Here is a 1,388-nt window from a genome sequence, read left to right as displayed (position 1 = left end):
CGTTGTAACCGGCCGCCCAGCCCAGGTTCTGGAGCATCTTGCGGTACGACGCCCGGGAGAGCCGGATCACCCCGGCCACCCCGCGCGGATCGGACGAGGCGAGCACCACCCCGGCGGACTCGATCGCCACGTCCGTGCCCGCGCCGATGGCGATGCCGACATCGGCCCGGGCCAGTGCCGGGGCGTCGTTGACCCCGTCGCCCACCATCGCCACCCGCAGACCCCGCCGTTGCAGACCGGCCACCGCCTCGTCCTTGTCCGCCGGCAGCACCTCGGCGAAGACCTCGTCCACCCCCGGGGTGAACCCCAGGTCCGCAGCCACCGCCTCGGCCACCGGCCGGGCGTCGCCGGTGATCATCATGATCCTGCGTACGCCCTGCGCCCGCAGCTCGTCGACCGCCTCCCGCGCCTCGGGGCGTACCTGGTCGGCCAGGGCGATCACCCCGCGCACCTCGGCCGCCCCACGCCCGTCGTAGCGGAGCAGGTGGAGCACGGCCGCACCCCGGCCGGACCACTCCCGCACCCGGGCGTCGAGATCGTCCGGCACCCGGGCACCGGACTGACGCAGCAGCGCCGGGCCACCGACCGCATGGTCGACCCCGTCGACGCTGGCCCGGACCCCCTGGCCGGGCAGGGTCCGGAACCCGGTGGCGGTCAGCGGGGCACCCCGCCCGGCCGCCGCCGCGACGATCGCCCGGGCCAGCGGATGCTCGCTGTCCGCCTCCACGGCGGCAGCCAGCCGCAGCACCCCGTCCCGGTCGGCTTCCGGAGCGACGCCGAGCACCGTGTGCTCGCCCCGGGTCAGCGTGCCGGTCTTGTCGAAGAGCACCGCGTCCACGGTGCGCATCCGCTCCACCGCGAGCCGGTCCCGGATCAGGATGCCGGACTTCGCAGCCAGCGCGGTGGAGAGCGCGATGACCAGCGGGATCGCCAGCCCGAGGGCGTGCGGGCAGGCGATCACCAGCACGGTGACGGTCCGCACCACCGCCTGGTCGGGGTCACCCAGGACCCACCACACCGCCAGGGTCACCGCCGCCGTGCCGGTGGCGACGTAGAACAACCAGGCGGCGAAGCGGTCCGCCAGTACCTGTGCCCGGCCCTGGGAGCGTTGCGCCTCGGCGACCAGCCGCTGGATGCCGGCGAGGGCGGTGTCCCCACCGACCGCCTCGACACGTACCCGGACCGCCGAGTCGGTGGCGACCGTCCCGGCCACCACCCGGTCGTCGACCCCCCGGGACACCGGGCGGGACTCCCCGGTGACCATCGACTCGTCCAACTCGGCCGCGCCGTCCACGATCCGCCCGTCGGCCGGTACCCGCGCGCCCGGACGGACCAGCACGACGTCGCCGACGCGCAGCTCGTCGATCCGCACCCGGGCCGTGGACCCG

At 75.7% G+C, this 1,388-nt stretch carries 1 protein-coding gene; it reads right to left on the bottom strand.

The window, feature by feature from the left end:
* The coding region (locus GSF22_RS33535; RefSeq protein ID WP_208817910.1) for a heavy metal translocating P-type ATPase at nt 1-1,388 on the bottom strand (1,388 nt) is incomplete at both ends.

The organism is Micromonospora echinofusca (assembly GCF_017614955.1).
Lineage (GTDB): Bacteria > Actinomycetota > Actinomycetes > Mycobacteriales > Micromonosporaceae > Micromonospora > Micromonospora echinofusca_A.
This window is presented reverse-complemented; position numbering and strand designations above follow the sequence as displayed.